Genomic DNA, 17,963 nt, shown 5'->3' on the forward strand with positions numbered 1-17,963 from the left:
CCGGCGGTAGGAGGCGATCGAGCGTCACCTTCTGGCGTCTTTGCTCGCCATGACGTGACGCTCGGAGCGTGCCGTGACGGTCGGCCGACCCGCCCGGCCGACCCCGAGGAGTCGAACCGGGCCGTGCGTCGTCAGCTGGTGATGTCCTTGGTGGTGAAGCGCCAGGCCGCGGCGGTGGTGAACACGACGGCGTAGACGACGGCGGAGAAGGCGCCCCGGGTCATGTCGCCCCAGTCGATGTCCTGCGACAGCAGGGCGGACCAGGCGTCGGCGTAGTGGGTGGGCAGGAAGTCGCGCAGGTCGCCCAGGGCGGTGATCTGCTCCAGGATCTGGGAGAGGATCGACGCCATCACCGCGCCGCCGACGGCGCCGAGCGGGGCGTCGGTGCTCACCGAGAGCAGCAGCGCCAGGCCGGCGACCCAGCTCAGCTGCACGGCGATGTAGAGCGCGCCGAGCAGGACACGGCCGGACGCGGTCCAGAACGGCAGCGACTCGCCGACCGGGGAGACCAGGTCACCCGCGCCGTAGGCCAGCGACCCGACGAGCAGCGACATCAGCGGGAGCAGAGCCAGCGCGCCCACCGACAGCAGGGCCGCGACCACCGCCTTCTGGCGCAGCAGCCGGGCCCGCGGGACCGGGACGGCGAGCAGGTAGCGCAGCGACGACCAGGACGCCTCCGAGGCGACGGTGTCGCCGAAGAACAGCGCCACGAGCACCACCAGCAGGAAGCTGGCCGAGGCGAACAGCGTGAACACGGCGAAGTTGGTGCCGCTGCTGCTGGCCAGGTCGACCAGGGTCGGGCCGCCGCCGGGGCCGTCGTCGTCGCCGCCGATCTGGAACGCGGCCCACAGGATCACCGGGAGCAGGGCGACGAGGGCGAACGAGACCTGCGTGCGGCGGCGCCGGAGCTGGCGGGCCAGCTCGATGCGGATCGGGAGGGTCCGCCCGGGCACCGCGGGGGCCGCGGCACCGGCGTCGATGAGGGCGCCCACCGTCCCCCGGTGGGTCGACTGGGTCACCGGAGTGTCGTCGCCGGCCGCTTTCGACGCACCCGGCGCCGGGTGGGACGCGCCGGTCGCGTCGGTGGACGACCCGGGCTCCGCACCCGCGTGCCGGCCACCGGAGGCCGGACCGACGGCCCCACGGGTGTCCCCGTGCGGTTCGGTGCCGTTCGACCCGGTTCCGCTCGACCCGGTGCCGTAGGCCTCGGCGTCGGCGGACGTGGACCCGTTCCCGTTCCCGCCGGACCCGACGTCGGTGGACTCCCGGGCCTCGGTGCGGTGGCGGCCGGTGCTCTGTCCGTTGTTCTCGCTCATGAGTTCCCCTCGCCGTTCTCGCCGACCAGCTGCAGGAACGCGTCCTCGAGCCGGCCCCGTGGTCCGGCGGTCTCGACGGCCACCCCGGCCCCGACCAGTGCCGCGACGGCGTCGGCGCGGGTCAGCCCGTCCAGGTCGGCCTGCACGACCGACCCGCGGACGGTGATCTCCCGGACGCCGTCGAGCCCGTCGAGGACCCGGGCCGCCTCGTCCGGTGCGTCCACGCCGAAGGACGCGCCGCCCTCACCGGCGATGATCTCGTCGACGGTGCCGTCGGCGACGACCGCGCCGCGGTGCATGACGACGACGTGCGTGCAGGTCTGCTCCACCTCGGCCAGCAGGTGGCTCGACACCAGCACCGTCCGCCCGCCCTCGGCGTAGCGGCGCAGCAGCTCCCGCATGGCGTGGATCTGGGGCGGGTCGAGCCCGTTGGTGGGCTCGTCGAGCATCAGCAGCTCGGGCAGGCCCAGCATGGCCTGGGCGATGGCCAGGCGCTGCCGCATGCCCTGGGAGTAGGTGCCGACCCGGCGCTGCACGGAGTCGCCCAGCCCGGCGATCTCCAGCGCCTCGGACATCCGGGCCTGCTCCGGCGGTCGGCCGGTCGCGGCCCAGTACAGGCGCAGGTTCTCCGCCCCGGACAGGTGCGGCAGGAAGCCGGGACCCTCGACGAACGCGCCGATCCGGCTCAGCACCGCACCGCCCGGGCGGACCGGCGTGCCGAACGCCCGCATCTCACCCGCGGTCGGGGAGATCAGCCCCATCAGCATCCGCAGCACCGTCGTCTTGCCGGCACCGTTGGGCCCGAGCAGGCCCAGAACCATCCCGCGCTCGACGGTGAAGGAGACGTCCCGGACGGCCTTGAACCCGCCCTTGTAGGTCTTGGCCAGGCCGCTGACCTGCAACGGCGGGGCGTCGTCGGTGGTCGCCTCCGGTTCGCGGCGGCGGCGCAGGCGGGCCACCAGCCAGATGAGCGCCGCGGCCGCGAGCGCGATGGCGATGCCGACCAGCGCCCAGATCGGGACGGTGTCCGCCGCCTCGGCGCGACCGGGCACCACTGGGACGGTCAGCCCGGTGCCGCCGGCCAGGCCCACCCGCCACGCGGACGGGTCGGTGCCGGAGTCGAAGCCCTGGTCCGTGGTCGACAGCGAGACGACCAGCGAGCTGCCCGCCGTCACCGGCGCGGCGACCCCGGGCAGGGTGACGGTGACCCGCGCCGGGCTGCCGTCGGCGGGGACGGCGACCCGGACCGGGGCGACGGCGTTGCCGAGCAGGGTGGTGCGCCCGTCGGCGCCGCGGGTGGAGACCGAGCCGAACAGGACGGCCTCGGCGCCACCGGGCTGGCCGGGGATCCGCGAGACCTCGACGTCGACGCGCGGTGCGCCGGCGATCTGCGTCGCCTCCGGCAGCGCCTCGGAGACGAACCGGGCGGACTGGCCCGGCTGCGCACCGAGACCGGACAGGCCGCCGAGCGAGCTCAGCGCGGAACCGGCACCGGGCAGCGAGGTGATCGAGGCGGGGTTGCCGCCGGCCGGGTGCACGACGACCTGGGGCGGCCCGGTCACGGCCACCGGCTGCGTCCCGACCGGCGGAGACGCCTCGGGCCCGGGCAGGCCCGGGTAGGCGTCGGCGAGCACGGTGCGACCGGTCGGGGTGTCGCCGCGGGTCCGGACGCCGCTCTGCACCTGGTAGGCGAACGGGACGTCCGCAGCGGCGGGGGCGGTCCCACGGAGGTGCTGGTCGAACCAGTCGCCGATCCGGCCGCGGACGCTCGTGTCGGGCGCGCCGCCGTCGTGCCCGCCGGAGAACCAGATGACCGAGACCGGGGTGCCGTTCGCGGCGATCTGGCGGGCGTTGGCGTCGGCGTGGTCGAGGCCGAACAGGGTGTCCTGCTCGCCCTGCACCAGCAGGGTCGGTGCGGTGATCCGGTCGGTGACCGTGGACGGCGAGGAGCGCTCCAGCAGCGCGGTGGTCGCGGGGGAGGGACGGCCGGTGGTCGCCGACTCGGTGTAGGCGTTGCAGACGGCCAGGGTGAACCGGCCGCAGGTCAGCGGCCGGGCCGGGTCGCTGCGCCGCGGGTCCCCGACGCTGCCGAAGAACACGCCGGCCCAGCCCCGCTTGAACACGCCGTCGCCCGCGAACGCGCCGCGGGCCGGGGTGTCGGAGGGCAGCGCGGCGGTGGCCGCGTTGTTCGGGAACAGGGCCTGGTCCAGATTGTTCCAGGTGATGATCGGCGCGGTCGCGTCGATCCGGCGGTCGTAGCCCGACAGCAGCAACGACAGCGCGCCGCCGTAGGAGGCACCGGTGACACCGACCCGCGGGTCGTTCGGACCGTCCTTCTGCACGTCGGCGCGGGCGGCGAGGCGGTCGATGAGGCGGCTCGCGTCCGCGACCTCGAAGTCGGGGGAGTCCAGGGCGACCTGGCCGCCACTGGCGCCGAAGCCGCGCGCGGTCCAGGTCTGCACGACGTAGCCGCGGGCGGCGATCTCCCGGGCGTCGGAGTCGACGCTGTCCTTGGTGGCGCCGAAGCCGTGCGCGACGAGCACCGCGGGCGCCGGGGTGGCCGCCGTTGCCGACGAGGGCACGTAGAGGCTGGTGTCCAGGGCGACCGTGCCGCCGACCCCCGGCCCGCCCGGGACGTCGACCGTGGACGGTTCCACCGCGATCTCGTCCGCGGACACGGCCTGTTCCGGAGCAGCAGCGGCCGCCGAGGCGACCCCCGGCAGGCCCACGACCAGCACCGCCGTCAGCAGCAGGGACCCGAGAACGCCCACCGTTCCGGTGCGCGGCCGCCCGCGCCGTCGTACAGCGCGGGCAGGGCGGCCGGAAGGGAGTCGCTGCACGCCGTCGAACCTATGTCAGCGCACCGACAGCGCGCCGCGCCGATCCTGAGAACGTCTCAGGTATCACTGCGCGCGACCGGGGCATCAGGGCATGCTGCTGAACCGCACCGACCGCCACGCGTGGTCCGCGGGCGCGTCCTGGCCGGGAGCCAGCAGCGACGTCAGCGGCGACGCGTCCGTCGTCGCGCCCCCGGTGCCGTCGCAGGAGCGCTCGGAGACGGTGGCGAGCCGGTCGGTCTCGTTCTCGGTGCGTGCCCAGGTCGCGGCCCGCCCGTCCGGGGTGAGGAGGTCGAAGCAGGTCCCCAGCTCGGGGTCGGTCAGCGGCGCCGACCGCTCGGCCCGGGTGCCGTCCGCGGTCACCCCGTCGCGCGCGGTGTAGGTGCCGTGCGCGCCCTCCGGCGCCGCGGCCGCGGTCCCCGCTACCGCCAGACCCAGGGTGAGTCCCGCCAGCGTCAGCGTCACGGTCCGTCTCATCGTGTCTCCTCCGTACCGCCACGTCCGGGTCGCGATCATCCGGACGGGGCGCCGTTCTCGTGCTTCCCCGACGCGGGGTCAACGAGCGAGACGTTTCCGCGTGACGCTTTCGTGATCGGGAGCGGAAACGGGAGAACGGCGCGAACGTCGGCATATCGGGCGCCGTACACGCAGGTGACGGCCACCGTTCAGACGGCGTTTCCCCGGCGACCGACGTCCCGCCGGGCGGACGGGGCAGCGTCGCCCACCATGAGCGTGAACCCACGGGGGGAGACACCGGACGTCGGTGTGCCGGCCGCACTGGCCCGGGACATGACCGTCGCCGAGCAGCACGAGTGGATCACCGGCTTCCTGCGCCGGCACCGGGTCAGCCGCCGGACGGCGCTGCGCGGCGGTGCGGGGGCACTGGCCGCGCTGGGCATGGCCGGGGCGCCGTGGGCGCAGCAGAGCCGGGCGCTGGCGGCCGAGGCGCCGGTGGCGGTGATCGGGCGGCACCTGTCGTTCGGCGCCGACCCGACGACGGCGATGGCGATCGCCGGGGAGCTGACCGCGAAGCCGGGCGCGCGCCCGATCGGCGTCGACCTCGGCACCGACACCGGCTACGGGCGGTCGCTGCCGGTGGAGATCCGGCCGCTGCAGAGCCTGGTCCCGCAGGGCGACGGCTCGATCCGCGGTGCCGAGCAGTGGTTCGTGCACGCGGACGCGACCGGTCTGCGCCCCGGCCACCGCTACCACTACCGGTTCCGGATGCCCGACGGCTCGGTCACCCCGGACGCGTCCTTCCGCACCGCGCCCGTGCGCGGCGACCGGGAGCCGTTCACGTTCACCGCGTTCGCCGACCAGGGCGTCAGCATCGACCCGCCGGACGGGCAGAAGGGGTTCAAGGACAAGTACAAGCCCACCGACACGCGGCGCACGCCCGCGCCGTCGGACGCGATGGTCGCGCGGATCGCGTCCGACGAGCCCGCGTTCCACCTGCTGGCCGGCGACATCTGCTACGCCGACCCGACCGGGAACGGCAAGCAGATCAAGAACTTCGCGCCCGAGGAGGCGCCGGAGGAGTTCAACAACTTCGACCCGACGGTCTGGACGGCCTACTTCGGCGCGATCGAACGCTCCGCCGCGTCCACCCCGTGGATGTTCGCCACCGGCAACCACGACATGGAGGCCCTCTACGACGGCAACACCGCGCCGGGCGGGGCGAACCACGGCTACGGCGGGCACCTGGCCCGTCTGGACCTCCCGGGGAACGGGCCGAGCAGCTGCCCGTCGGTGTACTCGTTCACCCACGGCACCGTCGGGGTGGTCAGCGTGGACGCCAACGACCTGTCCGAGGAGATCCCCACCAACGCGGGCTACAGCGGTGGCGCCCAGCTGCGGTGGCTGGAGACGACGCTCGCCGGGTTCCGCAAGGACCCGGGCGTCGACTTCGTGGTCGCGTTCTTCCACCACTGCGCGTTCGCCACCAGCGGCTCGCACGCCTCCGACGCGGGCGTCCGCAAGGCGCTGGCCCCGCTGTTCGACAAGTACCGGGTGGACCTGGCCGTACAGGGGCACAACCACCAGTACGAGCGGACGAATCCGATCCGCGGCGGGCGCTCGACGGTCCAGGCCGCGGACCGCTCCACCGTCCGGCCCGCGCACGACGGGACGACCTACATCTGCGTCGGTTCCGGCGGACGGCCGAGCTACACCTGGCAGAAGGGCGAGACCGACCGCTTCCGCGGGCACACCGGCCCGGACAGCGGTACGGAGGTGACCAGCTTCCTCGCCGGGCGCGACGACGCGAAGACCCTGGAGAAGGTCGACTGGTCGCAGAGCCGCTACCTCGGCTATGCCTACCTGCGCTGCGAGGTCGTGCCGGGCCGGCCCGGGGGAGTGTCCTACCTGCGGGTCCGCGCGATCACCGACGCCGGCCACGAGATCGACCGGGTCGAGCTGGCCCGGGACGTCCCGCGGCACGGAGCCGCCGCCACCTCGAGCGGCTGGACCACCCACCCGCCGACCGGGCTGTCGGTGCCGGGGACCGTTCCCGCGTAGCACGGACGGGGGACGGGGCGGGGTGCGTTCGCTCACCCCGCCTCGCGTGCGGGAACCGGACGGAGCAGACTGACTCCGTACCGCAGGGGAGTACCCCGTTCGCGGTGGTGTCGTCAGCACGGCGACGGGGCGGTCCGCCCCGGAACCCGGCACCATCGGCCACGTCGCAGGACCCGCCGCCAGTCGGCCCGTCGCGAGTGGCGGGAGAGACCTCGGGCGTGCTTCTGCTGCCCGAGTTCCGAGAGGTGTTCCGTTGAACGTCCCCCTGTGGGTCTGGCTGGTCACGATCGGCGTGTTCGTCGCCATCGTGGCCGTCGACCTCTTCGTCGTCGACCACAAGCCGCACGCCGTCACCCTCGGCGAGGTGACGCGGTGGGTGCTGTTCTACATCGCGCTGGCGGTGGTGTTCGGCCTCGGCGTCTGGTTCTTCGCCGGCGGCACCTTCGCCGGTGAGTTCTTCGCCGGCTACATCACCGAGTACTCGCTCTCGGTCGACAACCTCTTCATCTTCCTGATCATCATGAGCTCGTTCAAGGTGCCGGTGATCCACCAGCACCGGGTGCTGCTCGTCGGCATCGTGATCGCGCTGATCATGCGCGGCCTGTTCATCGCCGTCGGCGCGGCCGCGATCGAGCAGTTCAGCTGGGTCTTCTACCTCTTCGCCGCGTTCCTGATCTACACCGCCGTGAGCCTGGTGCGCCAGGGCATGGGCGGCGACGACGAGGAGTGGGAGGAGGGGCGGGCCATCAAGCTGGTCCGCAAGGTCTTCCCGGTGACCGAGGACTACCACGGCGCCAAGACCACCGTTCGGATCGACGGCAAGCGCTGGCTGACCCCGATGCTCGTCGTGATGATCGCGATCGGGCTGACCGACGTGATGTTCGCGCTCGACTCGATCCCGGCCATCTTCGGCCTCACCCAGGAGTCCTACCTGGTCTTCACCGCGAACGCGTTCGCGCTGATGGGCCTGCGCCAGCTGTACTTCCTGCTCGGTGGCCTGCTCAAGAAGCTGATCTACCTCTCCTACGGCCTGGCCGTGCTGCTCGCGTTCATCGGCGTCAAGCTCGCCCTGCACGCACTGCACGAGAACGAGCTGCCGTTCATCAACGGCGGTCAGCCGCTGCCGGTCCCCGAGGTCGGCATCGGCCTATCCCTCGCGGTCATCATCGGCGTGCTCGCGGTGACGACGGTCGTCAGCCTCGTCGCCGTCCGCCGGAACCCGGCGCTGGCCGAGCAGGGCAGCGGGATCACCGCGCCGCCGCTGGCCCGGAACAAGGAGGAGGCGGCCCGGATCGTCGAGCAGGACGACCAGGAGCACGCCGCCCAGCACGAGCGACTCCTCGAGAAGGAGAAGGCCGAGGGACGCGGGCAGATCTGACGCCCTCCCCCACCCGAGCAGACGCCCGGGGCCCGTCCGGTCTCCGCCGGTCGGGCCCCGGGCGTCTGCTCGCGGTGCTGCGTCTGCCCGCGGTGCTATGTCGGCTCTCGGTGGTGCAGGGTGACCGGCCCGATCCGGCCGTCGCCCAGCTCCAGCGTCATCCACGTGTGCGTGGGCTGCCGCCGGCGGTCGGTCGGCGACCCGGGGTTGAGCAGCCGCAGCTCACCGCCGCCGGGGAGCTCCGCGACGGAGTCCCACGGGATGTGGCTGTGGCCGAACACCAGCAGGTCGACGTCCGGGTGGGCGCGGGCACAACGGCGTTCCCGCCCCTGCGCCGCGCCCGTCTCGTGGGTAACGGCGACCCGGACCCCGCCGAGCTCGGCGTGCGCCGTCTCCGGCAGCCGCCCGCGCAGCTCGGGGCCGTCGTTGTTGCCCCAGCAGGCGACGAGCCGGGCCGAGCGGGCCTCGAGCCGGCCGAGCAGGGTGACGTCCATCCAGTCCCCGGCGTGCACGACGACGTCGGCGGCGTCGACCGCCGCCCAGACCTGCTCGGGCAGGTCCTTCGCCCGGACCGGTACGTGCGTGTCGGAGATCAGCAGGACGTGCACGGGGGAGGTCAGTTCACCCCGACCAGGTCCACCACGAAGATCAGCGTCTCGCCGGGGGCGATGACGCCACCGGCGCCGCGGTCGCCGTAGCCCAGGTGCGGCGGGATGACGAGGCGGCGGCGTCCGCCGACCTTCATGCCGGTGACGCCGGTGTCCCAGCCGGAGATGACCTGACCGGCGCCGAGGGCGAACTGCAGCGGCTGGCCGCGGTTGTAGGAGGCGTCGAACTCCTCGCCGGTCGAGTGGGCGACCCCGACGTAGTGCACGGCGACGCGGTCGCCGGGCTTGGCCTCGGTGCCGTCACCGAGGCTGATGTCGGTGGCGTCGAGATCGGTGGGGACGGGGCCGTCGACCGGGTCGACGACGGGCTTGGCTGCGGGCACGGGAGGTCTCCTCGCGGGTCGTGAGAGTGGCGGGTCCGAGCGTGCCAGAGGGTCCCGGCCTCCGCCCGCCACCCCCGGGCCACGCGGTGACCCTCCCGCGCGGGCGTCGTCGTCGTCGCCGGTCCCGCTCCCGGACCCGGCCGGACGACCGGCCGGGCGACCGGAGAGAAGATGATCATCGGCATCGAGCCGGACCCGGCCCCGCGTGCGACGATCGGCCGGTGAGCACAGCGGGGCCCGTGTCGTGAGCAGCGGCGCGTCCACCACCGCGGTCCCGTCCGCCCCGGGTGAGCCGGACCCGCGCCGCTGGAAGGCGCTCTGGGTCACCCTCGTCGCCGGGTTCATGTCGCTGCTCGACGTCAGCATCGTCGCGGTCGCGCTGCCGTCGATGCAGCGCGGCCTGGACACCACGCCGGGCGGGGTGCAGTGGGTCGTCTCCGGCTACGCCCTGACGTTCGGGCTCGCGCTGGTGCCGGCCGGGCGGCTCGGCGACGCCTTCGGCCGCCGGCGGATGTTCCTCATCGCCCTTGCCCTGTTCGTGCTGTTCAGCGTCGCGGCCGGGGCGGCACCGTCGATCGGGTGGCTGGCCGCGGCCCGGCTCGCACAGGGCCTCGCGGCCGGGATGCTCGCCCCGCAGAACTCCGGGCTGATCCAGAACCTGTTCTCCGGCGACGAGCGCGGGCGGGCGTTCGGCCTGTTCGGTGCCACCGTCGGCATCTCGACGGCGGTCGGCCCGATCGTCGGCGGCGTCATCCTGGCCCTGTTCGGCGAGGCCGAGGGCTGGCGGTGGATCTTCTTCGTGAACCTGCCGATCGGCATCGTGGCGCTGGTGCTCGCGGCCCGGCTGATCCCGCCGGTGCCCGGGGCGGGGGAGGGCCATCGCAGCATCGACTGGGTCGGCGTCGGACTCCTCGGCGGCGCCGTCCTGGCCGTGCTGCTGCCGCTGGTGCAGGCCGAGAGCGGGGGACTCGGACGGCTGTGGTGGCTGTTCGTCGTCGGCACCGCGCTCGGGGGAGCGTTCGTGCTGTGGGAGCGGCGGGTGCTGCGGCGCGAGACCGAGCCGCTGCTCGACGTCCGCCTGGTCACCGCGACACCCGGCTACGCCTGGGGTGCGGCGCTCGGCGCGGTGTACTTCATCGGCTTCTCCGGGGTCTGGATCGTGCTCGCTCAGTTCTTCCAGTCCGGGCTGGGCTACACGCCGCTGCAGTCCGGGCTCGCCGTGGCGCCGTTCGCGCTGGGGTCCGCGTTCTCCGCGGCGTGGGGCGGGCGCCTGGTCCAGCGCCACGGGCGGCGCCTGACCGTGTTCGGTCTCGTCGTGGTCATCGCCGGGTTCGGGACGGCGGCGCTGCTGCTCGGCACGCTCGACCCGTCGGTCGTCGGCTGGGCGATCGCGCCGGCGATGCTCGTCGGCGGGATCGGCGGTGGATTCGTCATCTCGCCGAACCTGACGATGACGCTGCGGGAGGTACCTGTCCGAATGGCGGGGTCGGCCGGTGGCGCATTGCAGACCGGGCAGCGGATCGGCGCGACGATCGGGACAGCGGCACTGCCCGGTGTCTTCTACGCCGTCCTGGCCTCCGGAGGCGGGGACTACCAGGCCGCGATCTCGCTGACCCTGGTGGCGACACTCGTCGTCCTGCTGGTGGTGCTGGTCATCGCCCTGGCCGACCTGCGCGCGGGCCGTTCACGGCCGGTTCCGGTCTCCGGTTCCGGCGAGACCTTCGAGCACCATCACCTGCACTACGACTGAGACGTCGCGCACCATTCCCCGCCCATTCAGGAATGGTGAAACACCTGTTGCAGTACAACCGGAACCGGCTGCCCCATAACGGGAGCAGATGACCACGAATGGCGGTCGCCCGGCCGCTCGCGTTTTTGCAAGGATCCCTCATCCGCAGCCGCCGGAAACAGTTCGGCTCCGGGGTGCCAGTTCCGTACACACACCGATGCACGGGCCGGGGTCAGGGCGACCGACGGCCGGTTCGAGGGGGAATCACCGTCGATGACGCCCATCATCTCCATCATCGTCTTCGCCGCGGGAGCGGCGGTGCTGATCTACAGCGCCGAGAAGCTGATCACGTACCTGGTGGGTGCCGCGCGCGGCCTGGCCATCTCGTTGTTCCTGCTCGCGATCCTGTTCACCGGGATCGAGTTCGACGACCTGGTGTTCGGCGTGGTGCTGAACCTGGAGGGTCTCGAGGACGTCGCGCTGGGCGTCATCTTCGGCACCGTCATCTCCATGACCGGCCTCGTCCTGGCGCTGGCCGCGCTGTTCGCGCCCTGCCGGGTGGAGATCCCGAAGGACTACATCGCGATTTTCGCGCTCGCCCCGCTCATCCTGGTCGCGCTCGCGCTGACCGGGGAACTGGGAGTGGTCTCCGGAATCGTGCTGGTTCTGTTGTTCGTGGCGTTCGTCGGCTACATCGGTTATCGCGAGTCGCGGCGCGCGGTGCCGACCTTCCGCAGCTCCGAGGTGCTCGAGAACATGGACAGCCGTGAGCTGGCCTCGGTCACCGGTGGCGGCGGCGGCGGAACCGGAGGCGGGTCGGGCGGCGGCGCCGGTGAGCTCTACGAGACCGGCAGCCTGGCCGTGTCGAAGTCGAACCAGCGCAGCGGCTCGGTGCTGATGGGGCTCGCGGTGCTCGCCCTGGTCGGCCTCGTCGTCGGCGCCTACGCGATGTCCGAGGGCACCGAGGGCATCCTGGAGAACTTCGCCATCAGCGGCACCGTGTTCGGCGCGACGATCGCGACGGTGGTCCTCTCGCTGGAGGACATCTTCCTGACCGTGGAGCCGTTCCGTAAGGGCGCACCCGCGATCGGTGTCGGCAACGTCATCGGCAGCGTCGTGTTCTCGGTGACCGCGAAGCTCGGTGTCATCGCCCTGGTCGGTGGCTCGATCCTGATCACCTCGGACGTCTTCACCTGGCACCTGCCGGCCCTGGTGGTGATCAACGGGTTCGCCGCCTACGCGTTGTTCACCGGACACCTGCGGCGCTGGCACGGTGCCACGCTGCTGGTGGGTTACATCGCCTACTGGGTGATCAGCTTCTCGGTGTTCGGCCTCGTGCCGATCGACGACGCACCGGAGGGCGAGGAGAGCGGGTCGGAGACCGGCATCGAGGCCCCGGCCGTCCCGGGTGCCCCCGCCGCCGACGACGACGCCCCCGCCGCCGGCACCCCGGCCGTCCCCGCCGCACCGGGAGCACCGGCCGACGACGACTAGACCCGAGGCACTTCTCCGGGCCCGCTCCGACCGGGCCCGGAGAAGCGTGTCAGGAGCGGTGCGGCCGGGGGACGAGCAGCTCGTCCGCCGGCCGGCCCGTCTCGTTGGCCCCGCGGACGGCGTCGGTCACCAGCTCGTGGTCGGGCGAGAGGTGGCAGACCGGGTCGGTCCGCGCCGGGTCCCCGGTGAGCTGGAACGCCTGGCAGCGGCAGCCGCCGAAGTCGATCTCGCGGCGGTCGCAGCTGCGGCAGGGGTCCTGCATCCAGTCCGTGCCGCGGAACGCGGTGAACATCGGCGAGGACTGCCAGATCGTCTCCAGCGAGTCCTCCCGCACGCTCGCCCGCGGCAGCGGCAGGGTCTGCGCCGCGGGACAGGGCAGTGCGTCGCCGTTGGGGGCGACGGTGAGCTGGCGCGCGGCCCACCCGCCCATGCAGGGCTTGGGGTAGTCGCTGTAGTAGTCGGGCAGGACGTGCAGGATCTCCATCCGGCCCTTCAGCCGCTCCCGCGCGGCGCGGACGACGTCCTCGGCCCCGGCGAGCTGCTCGCGGCTCGGCAGCAGCGCGGCGCGGTTGCGCCACGCCCAGCCGTAGTACTGGGTGTTGGCCAGCTCGACCCGGTCCGCGTCGAGCTCCTCGACCAGCGCGATGATCTCGGCGACGCGGTCGATGTTCTGCCGGTGCAGCACCACGTTGACCGTCAGCGGCCAGCCCAGGTCCTTCACCACGGCGGCCGCCTTGAGCTTGCGCTCGAACGACGGGATGCCGGCGATCCGGTCCGACGTCGACGGCTCGTCGGCCTGCACGCTGACCTGGACGTGGTCGAGCCCGGCCTCGCGCAGGAGCTCCGCGCGGCTGGGCGAGAAGCCGATCGCGCTCGTCACCAGGTTCGTGTACATCCCCAGGTCGGCGGCGGTGCGCACGAGGTCGGTGAGGTCGCGGCGCAGCAGCGGCTCACCGCCGGAGAGGTGGCACTGCAGGACGCCCATCTCGGCGGCCTCGGTGAACACGCGCTGCCACTCCGCGGTGGTCATCTCGTCGTCGTAGGCCGCGAGCTCCAGCGGGTTGGAGCAGTAGGCGCACGCCAGCGGGCACCGGTAGGTGAGCTCGGCGAGCAACCCGAAGGGCTGGTCGACCCTGTTCTTGCTGTCACTGTCCATGATCGATCTCCACACAGTGGCGGACGACGAGACGCGCCAAGAAGGCCGTCACCTCGTCGTCGACCACGCGGTCGTAGCGCGCCTGCAGCTTCGCGGCGACGTCGGACACCGTCCGGACGCCGTCGCAGAGCCCGAGGATGTCCGCACCGGTCGGGTTGAGCACGATCACCGACTCGGGCCCGAGCAGCACGTGTCGCTCCCGGGTCCGGTCGAACCTCATCCGGACGTGCCGCGACAGCGACGGGCGCCCGGCCGGCGGGACGGCCGGCAGCCCCGCCGTGGACGGGGCCGGAGCCGGGGCGGGTGACGGAGCCGGTGCGGGGGAGGCCGCGTCACTCGGCACGGGGCTCGTCCGGGTAGGCCTTCTCGATCGCGTCCATCATCGACCACAGCACGTCGCACTTGAACGACAGCGCGTTGACCGCGGCGTCGCCGTCCTGCGGGGTCCGGTAGTACTGCATGACGACCTCGAGCGCGTGCTCGGAGTCCCGCGGCGCCTGGAAGAGGCGGTTGCGGAAGTAGGTCAGCCCGTCCGAATCGATCCAGGTGTAGTACCGCTCGAACGCCGAGAGCCGCTCGGCCATCAGGTCGGGGGCGAACAGCTCGGTCAGCGAGGACGCGACCGCCTCCACCCAGGGCCGGGTCTTCGCGAACGTCACGTAGGCGTCGACGGCGAAGCGCACGCCCGGAGCGAGGTGCCGGTGGTCCTCGATCTCCTCCCGGCTGAGCCCGCAGGCCTCACCCAGACGCAGCCACGCCTCGATGCCGCCCTCGCCGGGGGCGTCGCCGTCGTGGTCGGTGATGCGGCGGATCCAGCGCCGGCGCACCACCGGGTCGGGACAGTTGGCCAGGATCGCCCCGTCCTTGCGCGGGATCATCTCCTGGTAGTAGTACCGGTTCGCCACCCAGCCGCGGATCTGGTCCGGGCTCAGCACGCCCTCGTTCATCCGCACGTGGAACGGGTGTGCGCTGTGGTAGCTCTGCGAGTGCGCGCGCAGCCGCTCGATCAGGCCCTCGAGCTCGGCCGTGTCCGCCGGTCCGGTCTGCGTAGCGGGATTCACCGTCGTCGTCATCGTTTTCAGACCTCCACTTCGAGACCGTCGTGAGCCACGTCCATCCCACTCTCCTCGACCTCGCGCCGTTCCGGCGAGTCCTCGAGCAGGATCGGGTTGGTGTTGTTGATGTGGATGTAGATCTTGCGTGCGATCGGCAGCCGGGACAGCTGCTCCAGGCTGCCGCCGGGACCGCCGAGCGAGAGGTGCCCCATGTCGTGGGCGGTCTTCTGGGCCAGGCCGAGGCGGATCATCTCGTCGTCGCGCCAGCACGTGCCGTCGATGAACAGGCAGTCGATGCCCTCGAGCTCGTCGAGCACGGCCGGCGTGAGCTCCTGGACGCCGGGCAGGTAGACCGCCACGGTGCCGGTGGTCTCGTCGGTGAGCCGGTAGCCCACCACCCGTCCCGTGTCGGTCCCGGTGCCGAACCGGTCGTGCTTCGCCGTCGGGACGTCGAAGGCCCGGTAGGTGATCCCGCCCAGCGAGGCGTCCCGCCCCGGGACGACGGGCGTCCACTCGACGGGGCAGTAGCGCTCCAGCGTGGTCAGCACGCCGGTGCCCGAGCGCATGGTCGCGTGCGTGGCCTCGGTGGCGTGCAACGAGATCCCGCGACCCTCGCGGAGCAGGAGCAGCCCCAGCGTGTGGTCGATCTCGGCGTCGGAGAGCAGCACCGCCTGCAGCGGCGTGACCCGGTCGTCGCCGGGATGCAGGCCCGGGAAGGCCTCGAACTGCGCCCGGATGTCGGGTGAGGCGTTGAACAGGAACCACTTCTCGTGGTCCGGGCTCACCGCGATGGAGGACTGTGTGCGTGCCCGCGCCGGCCGCGTGCCCTCACGGACCGCACGGCACGTCGGGCAACTGCAGTTCCACTGCGGGTACCCACCTCCGGCCGCCGAACCCAGTACCCGCAGCCACATACGTCGTTCCCCGTTCGTCGTGCCCGGCCCCGACGGTGGGGCCGGACGTGCGGAGGGGCGCCGGAACGTTGTCCCGGCGCCCCTCCCTTTCACATCGACGCAGGCGGTTCTACCGCTGCGCTTCCCTCACAGGCCTCAGGCCTCCGAGCGAGCGATGTACATCGTCACCTCGGGTGCACACCCGACCTCTTCGAAGTCCGGGGTCTCCCATACGACGAGAGTCTCCATGTGCTGCCACCTCCTTCCGTGCGTCGTGCCTTATTGGATTGTGCCCCAGGGCTAGTCCTCGGGCAGCGCGAAGGCGAACAGTGCGTCGCCCGCCGCTGCTCCGAGGAGCCCCGGGAGGAATCCCTCGATCCAGCCACCCCACCCGGTCGGGACGGCGATGTACTGCCGGCCGTCGACCTCGTAGGTGCTGGGGCTCGAGTGGTGTCCGCTGCCGCACTGGAAGGACCAGAGCTTCTCGCCGGTCTCCTCGTCGAGTGCGACGAACTCACCGGTCGGCGTGCCCTGGAACACGAGCCCGCCGGCGGTGGACAGCGTCGAGGCGCACATCGGGTACTCGTTGCGCCAGCGCCACTTCTCCTCGCCGGTCAGCGGGTCGACCGCGGCCACGAAGCCGTAGAAGTCCTCGATGTCCACGGCGACGCCCGCGCCCCAGTAGGGGATGGACTCCTTGAACTCGCGACGACGACGGGTGGCCGTGGCCCCGACCTCCTGGACCGGGATGTACATCAGGCCGGTCTTGCGGGAGTAGGCCATGTGGGTCCACTCCTTGCCCCCGGCCGGACCCGGCCAGAAGTGCACCGGGACGCCCTCCTCGTCGGGGTAGACCTTGGGCGTGACCTTACCCTCGGGCGTGATCTCACCCCAGGTGATCCGGTCGACGAACGGGAAGACCTTGACGAGCTCGCCGGTGGCCGCGTCGAGGGTGAAGAAGTAGCCGTTCTTGTCCGCGTGCGAGACGTACTTGCGGCCGTCCTTCTCGAAGACGATGTTCTCCATCGTCGAGTCGTAGTCCCACAGGTCGTGCGGCGTGAACTGGTAGTGCCACCGGATCTCACCGGTGTTCACGTCGATCGCGACGACGCTGTCGGTGTAGAGGTTGTCGCCCGGGCGGACGTCGCCGTCGAAGTCGGGCGCCGGGTTGCCGGTGCCTTGGAACAGCAGCTCGAGCTCCGGGTCGTAGGTCGGGGTGACCCAGCAGTTCGCCCCGCCGCGCTGCCAGGCCTCCTGGGCGTCGTCGCCCCAGGTCTCCGAGCCGGGCTCGCCGGGCTTCGGGACCGTGTAGCGGCGCCAGCGGCGCTCACCGGTCTGCGCGTCGAACGCGTCGATGTGCCCGCGGAGACCGAACTCGCCACCCGCGCTGCCGCAGATGACCATGTCCTTCACGACCAGCGGAGCGACCGAGCCGCTCTCCCCGGCGCGCACGTCACCGTTGACGGTGTCCCACACCTTCTCGCCGGTCGTCGCGTCGAGCGCGATGAGGTGGGCGTTGAGCGTGTACATGTAGACCTTGCCGTGGCCCACGGCCAGGCCCCGGTTGACGTTGCCGCAGCACAGCGAGACGTCGTAGGGGGAGGCGTGCTTGTAGCGCCAGAGCTCCTCGCCGGTCTTGGCGTCGATCGCCCAGGCACGGCCGTCCGGGCCGGAGACGTACATGACGCCCTCGACGACCAGCGGCGACGCCTCGAACGAGTAGGTCGACGCACCGGACTGCATGCCCACCGCACCGGCTTGGAAGACCCACGCGGGGGACAGCCGGCGGACGGTGTCCTTGTTGATCTGGGTCAGCTCGCTGTGACGCTGCCCGTCGTAGGTGCCGTAGTAGGTGAGCCAGTTCGCGGGCTCCGAGCGGGCGTTCTGGATGCGCTCGTAGTCTACGTTCCCGGTGGCGGGGGCGCTTCCCTTGACGGCGCTGAGCTGTGCGTGCGGGATCGCTTCGCCCGCATCGACGTAGTCGGTCATTCTGCGTCTCCTTGGCTGTACGGGTCGATCACGGACGGGGTTGCGGCGGACGGTCCTGCTTGGCGTGGTCGGGGACCTCCCCGCCCATCACCAGCGCTCCGGTCAGGCCGCGGCCCTCGTCGTTGCCACTGGCCGAGCTGTAGTAGTACGTGCCCGGGCCGTCCAGGTGGATCTTCGCCGTGCCCTTCGAGTGGTTGACCAGCCAGATGAACTTCGAGTCACCGTTGCTGGGGATCACTGCGCAGTGGGTGTTCTTGTCGTCGTTGTAGAACGTCAGCTCGATGTCGCCGCCGTGGGGGAAGATGATGATCCCCGGCTCGTAGCGCAGCTCGTCCTCGGGAATCCGGATCTCGGCGCGCATGACGCCGTCGGATCCCTCCTCGGCGTAGCCGACGTTGCCCGTACCGAGCAGTCGGCCGAGCGCGATCTTGTTCTGCCCGTCCAGGCCGGCGTCGGCCAGCTCGGCCGCCCGATCGCCTGAAGTAGTCGTCATTGACCCGTCCTCCCGAAACATGTGTTGCGGCCGGAGTGCGTGATGACCTTCACACCGTCCCGGGGCGATCGTCAACCCCGTCCGGTGTGTCAATTCGAGAAGTGGATCAGAGATC

16 protein-coding genes are annotated in these 17,963 nt (G+C 72.1%); 4 read left to right on the forward strand and 12 right to left on the reverse strand.

Translation table 11 applies throughout. The annotated features are described in order from the left end of the window. Nucleotides 1–131: 131 nt before the first annotated feature. From EV383_RS11530 to EV383_RS11540, 3 genes are all read right to left on the reverse strand, one after another. Nucleotides 132–1,316, reverse strand: a complete 1,185-nt coding sequence (locus EV383_RS11530) for an ABC transporter permease (RefSeq protein WP_130289913.1) — start codon at nucleotides 1,314–1,316, stop codon at nucleotides 132–134. Then, complete coding sequence (locus EV383_RS11535; protein WP_130289914.1) at nucleotides 1,313–4,087, reverse strand: ATP-binding cassette domain-containing protein; 2,775 nt, start codon at nucleotides 4,085–4,087, stop codon at nucleotides 1,313–1,315. Before EV383_RS11535 ends, EV383_RS11530 begins: the two co-directional genes overlap by 4 nt. A gap of 153 nt (nucleotides 4,088–4,240) precedes the next feature. After that, nucleotides 4,241–4,630 (reverse strand): hypothetical protein, encoded by a 390-nt coding sequence (locus tag EV383_RS11540; RefSeq protein ID WP_130289915.1) that lies wholly within the window; start codon nucleotides 4,628–4,630, stop codon nucleotides 4,241–4,243. A gap of 249 nt (nucleotides 4,631–4,879) precedes the next feature. Between EV383_RS11540 and EV383_RS11545 the strand changes: the two genes are divergently transcribed. Continuing rightward, nucleotides 4,880–6,670 carry a metallophosphoesterase gene (locus EV383_RS11545; RefSeq protein ID WP_130289916.1) on the forward strand — a complete coding sequence of 597 codons (1,791 nt, stop codon included), beginning with the start codon at nucleotides 4,880–4,882 and terminating at the stop codon, nucleotides 6,668–6,670. A gap of 253 nt (nucleotides 6,671–6,923) precedes the next feature. After that, nucleotides 6,924–8,048 (forward strand): TerC family protein, encoded by a 1,125-nt coding sequence (locus tag EV383_RS11550; RefSeq protein ID WP_130289917.1) that lies wholly within the window; start codon nucleotides 6,924–6,926, stop codon nucleotides 8,046–8,048. 95 nt (nucleotides 8,049–8,143) lie between these two features. Here EV383_RS11550 and EV383_RS11555 read toward each other — a convergent pair whose 3' ends face one another. Next, the gene (locus EV383_RS11555) at nucleotides 8,144–8,656 is read right to left on the reverse strand and encodes a metallophosphoesterase family protein (RefSeq protein ID WP_130289918.1); all 513 of its coding nucleotides are present in this window, start codon (nucleotides 8,654–8,656) and stop codon (nucleotides 8,144–8,146) included. A gap of 8 nt (nucleotides 8,657–8,664) precedes the next feature. Continuing rightward, on the reverse strand, nucleotides 8,665–9,039 hold the full coding sequence (locus EV383_RS11560; RefSeq protein ID WP_130289919.1) for an FKBP-type peptidyl-prolyl cis-trans isomerase: 375 nt from the start codon (nucleotides 9,037–9,039) through the stop codon (nucleotides 8,665–8,667). A 343-nt stretch (nucleotides 9,040–9,382) separates the two neighbouring features. Between EV383_RS11560 and EV383_RS11565 the strand changes: the two genes are divergently transcribed. Both EV383_RS11565 and EV383_RS11570 read left to right on the forward strand, forming a co-directional pair. Further along, a complete protein-coding gene (locus EV383_RS11565) occupies nucleotides 9,383–10,789 on the forward strand; it encodes an MFS transporter (RefSeq protein WP_130294270.1) in 1,407 nt (468 codons plus the stop codon). Between the two features lie 252 nt (nucleotides 10,790–11,041). Next, nucleotides 11,042–12,262, forward strand: a complete 1,221-nt coding sequence (locus EV383_RS11570; protein WP_130289920.1) for a sodium:calcium antiporter — start codon at nucleotides 11,042–11,044, stop codon at nucleotides 12,260–12,262. Between the two features lie 49 nt (nucleotides 12,263–12,311). Here the strand turns inward: EV383_RS11570 and pqqE are convergent, their stop codons facing one another. From pqqE to EV383_RS11605, 7 genes are all read right to left on the reverse strand, one after another. Beyond that, entirely contained in the window at nucleotides 12,312–13,418 is a 1,107-nt protein-coding gene (gene pqqE / locus EV383_RS11575) for a pyrroloquinoline quinone biosynthesis protein PqqE (RefSeq protein WP_130289921.1), read from the reverse strand. Further along, nucleotides 13,408–13,761, reverse strand: a complete 354-nt coding sequence (pqqD, locus tag EV383_RS11580; protein ID WP_341273719.1) for a pyrroloquinoline quinone biosynthesis peptide chaperone PqqD — start codon at nucleotides 13,759–13,761, stop codon at nucleotides 13,408–13,410. Before pqqD ends, pqqE begins: the two co-directional genes overlap by 11 nt. Then, nucleotides 13,751–14,491: a pyrroloquinoline-quinone synthase PqqC gene (pqqC, locus tag EV383_RS11585; protein ID WP_130289922.1), complete on the reverse strand. Its 741-nt coding sequence runs from the start codon at nucleotides 14,489–14,491 to the stop codon at nucleotides 13,751–13,753. Before pqqC ends, pqqD begins: the two co-directional genes overlap by 11 nt. Before the next feature lie 5 nt (nucleotides 14,492–14,496). Further along, the gene (gene pqqB, locus EV383_RS11590; protein ID WP_130289923.1) at nucleotides 14,497–15,387 is read right to left on the reverse strand and encodes a pyrroloquinoline quinone biosynthesis protein PqqB; all 891 of its coding nucleotides are present in this window, start codon (nucleotides 15,385–15,387) and stop codon (nucleotides 14,497–14,499) included. A gap of 135 nt (nucleotides 15,388–15,522) precedes the next feature. Further along, nucleotides 15,523–15,615, reverse strand: coding sequence for a pyrroloquinoline quinone precursor peptide PqqA (gene pqqA / locus EV383_RS11595; protein WP_130289924.1), 93 nt, complete (start codon nucleotides 15,613–15,615; stop codon nucleotides 15,523–15,525). A 51-nt stretch (nucleotides 15,616–15,666) separates the two neighbouring features. Beyond that, nucleotides 15,667–17,355 carry a pyrroloquinoline quinone-dependent dehydrogenase gene (locus EV383_RS11600; RefSeq protein WP_130289925.1) on the reverse strand — a complete coding sequence of 563 codons (1,689 nt, stop codon included), beginning with the start codon at nucleotides 17,353–17,355 and terminating at the stop codon, nucleotides 15,667–15,669. Nucleotides 17,356–17,383: 28 nt separating this feature from the next. Continuing rightward, complete coding sequence (locus EV383_RS11605; protein ID WP_130289926.1) at nucleotides 17,384–17,848, reverse strand: MSMEG_3727 family PQQ-associated protein; 465 nt, start codon at nucleotides 17,846–17,848, stop codon at nucleotides 17,384–17,386. Nucleotides 17,849–17,963: the final 115 nt, after the last annotated feature.

The sequence above is a fragment of the Pseudonocardia sediminis genome, from assembly GCF_004217185.1.
GTDB lineage: Bacteria > Actinomycetota > Actinomycetes > Mycobacteriales > Pseudonocardiaceae > Pseudonocardia > Pseudonocardia sediminis.

Coding starts and splice junctions, on each gene's coding strand:
- EV383_RS11530 (WP_130289913.1), bottom strand. CDS start 1,316: ATGAGCGAGAACAACGGACAGAGCACCGGCCGCCACCGCACCGAGGCC.
- EV383_RS11540 (WP_130289915.1), bottom strand. CDS start 4,630: ATGAGACGGACCGTGACGCTGACGCTGGCGGGACTCACCCTGGGTCTG.
- EV383_RS11545 (WP_130289916.1), top strand. CDS start 4,880: ATGAGCGTGAACCCACGGGGGGAGACACCGGACGTCGGTGTGCCGGCC.
- EV383_RS11565 (WP_130294270.1), top strand. CDS start 9,383: ATGTCGCTGCTCGACGTCAGCATCGTCGCGGTCGCGCTGCCGTCGATG.
- EV383_RS11570 (WP_130289920.1), top strand. CDS start 11,042: ATGACGCCCATCATCTCCATCATCGTCTTCGCCGCGGGAGCGGCGGTG.
- pqqE (WP_130289921.1), bottom strand. CDS start 13,418: ATGGACAGTGACAGCAAGAACAGGGTCGACCAGCCCTTCGGGTTGCTC.
- pqqC (WP_130289922.1), bottom strand. CDS start 14,491: ATGACGACGACGGTGAATCCCGCTACGCAGACCGGACCGGCGGACACG.
- pqqB (WP_130289923.1), bottom strand. CDS start 15,387: ATGTGGCTGCGGGTACTGGGTTCGGCGGCCGGAGGTGGGTACCCGCAG.
- pqqA (WP_130289924.1), bottom strand. CDS start 15,615: ATGGAGACTCTCGTCGTATGGGAGACCCCGGACTTCGAAGAGGTCGGG.
- EV383_RS11600 (WP_130289925.1), bottom strand. CDS start 17,355: ATGACCGACTACGTCGATGCGGGCGAAGCGATCCCGCACGCACAGCTC.
- EV383_RS11605 (WP_130289926.1), bottom strand. CDS start 17,848: ATGACGACTACTTCAGGCGATCGGGCGGCCGAGCTGGCCGACGCCGGC.